Source organism: Microvirga sp. P4_G7, from assembly GCF_056401005.1.
Window position 1 is genome coordinate 1 of record NZ_JBFUKD010000752.1, and the last position, 1,669, is coordinate 1,669.

Annotated in this window: 2 protein-coding genes; both read left to right on the forward strand. The window is 62.4% G+C overall.

Features of this window, described 5'->3' with window-relative positions; genetic code table 11:
* Positions 1-846 (forward strand): ABC transporter permease (locus AC1DT3_RS20305; RefSeq protein WP_477467014.1); only part of this gene is annotated, 846 nt, incomplete at its 5' end.
* Positions 846-1,669 (forward strand): ABC transporter permease (locus AC1DT3_RS20310; RefSeq protein ID WP_477467015.1); only part of this gene is annotated, 824 nt, incomplete at its 3' end. The genes AC1DT3_RS20305 and AC1DT3_RS20310, both read left to right, overlap by 1 nt.

Consider the following 1,669-nt stretch of genomic DNA (forward strand, 5'->3'; position numbering starts at 1 on the left):
GAGCTCGGCCTCGATCTACCGCTTCTCGAACAATTCTGGATCTATCTGAAAAAAGCCGTCACCGGCGATTTCGGCAATTCGGTCCTGACTACCAACCCGGTGATGACGGACATCGTCAACGCGTTTCCCGCGACGCTCGAACTCGCCACACTCGGAACGTTGATCGGAACCCTCATCGGCGTGCCTCTCGGCGTTCTCGCGGCCGTCAAACGCGGGACGTTGATCGATCAGTTCGTGCGCTTGTTGGGACTGATCGGCTATTCCGTACCCATCTTCTGGCTCGGCCTGATGGGTCTTTTGTTCTTTTATGCGAAGCTCGGTTGGGTCGAAGGACCGGGACGCCTCGACGTGACCTATTCCTACATGTACACGCCGACCACAGGGATCGTGCTCATCGATACGCTTCTCGAAGGTCAGATGGATGCGTTCTGGAACGCGCTGTCGCACATCGCGCTGCCTGCCTGCCTTCTGGGCTATTTCTCGCTCGCCTATATCAGCCGCATGACGCGCTCGTTCATGCTCAACGAGCTGGCGCAGGAATACGTGATCGCAGCCCGCGTGAAAGGCTTGTCCGAGATGCGCGTCATCTGGCGCCACGCGCTGCGCAACGCGGCTGTGCCCCTGATCACGGTCATCGCGCTGTCCTATGCCAATCTGCTCGAAGGTTCGGTGCTGACCGAGACGGTGTTCGCGTGGCCGGGGCTTGGCCAGTACATCACCAATTCGCTGCAGAATGCGGACATGAACGCCGTTCTCGGCGGAACGCTCGTGATCGGGACGGTCTTCGTGCTGCTCAATCTCGTTTCCGACCTGCTCTATCGTCTGCTCGACCCGAGGACCCGTTGATGGCTGGTACGTCTTCACCTTCCCAGCCGACCGGTTTGCGCGGCTGGCTGATCTCACCCGAACCAGCCTCCCGCTGGCAAGCACGCCTCGGCCGCTTCTATCTCGGCTGGCGCACGTTCTCGCAGAATCCGCTCGCCGTGCTGGGGCTCTGCGTCGTTCTGCTGCTGATCGTCGTCGCCCTGTTCGCTGGCTTCATCGCGCCCTACTCACCCGTCAGCGGCGGCGATCTGCGCACGGCGCGTCTGCTGCCGCCGAGCGCCGAGCATTGGCTCGGCACCGACGACCAGGCGCGCGACATCTTCTCTCGTATCGTCTACGGCTCACGCATCACCCTTTGGGTCGTGGTCCTTGTCTCGATCATCGCGACGCCGATCGGGTTGCTCGTCGGGACCGTGTCCGGCTATCTCGGCGGCTGGGTCGATACGGTGCTGATGCGTCTCACCGACATCTTCCTTGCCTTCCCACGTCTGGTGCTGGCCCTTGCCTTCGTAGCGGCGCTCGGCCCGGGAATCGAGAACGCGATCATTGCGATCGCGATCACGTCATGGCCGCCCTATGCGCGTATCGCACGGGCGGAAACGCTGATGATCCGCAACAGCGATTTCATTGCGGCGGTCAAACTCCAGGGCGCGTCGACACCGCGCATCATCTTCGGCCATGTGGTGCCGCTTTGCGTTTCCTCGCTGATCGTGCGCGTGACGCTCGACATGGCGGGCATCATTCTCACCGCCGCCGGTCTCGGCTTCCTCGGCCTCGGTGCGCAGCCGCCGATGCCGGAATGGGGCGCCATGGTCGCCACCGGCCGCAACTATCTCATCGACCA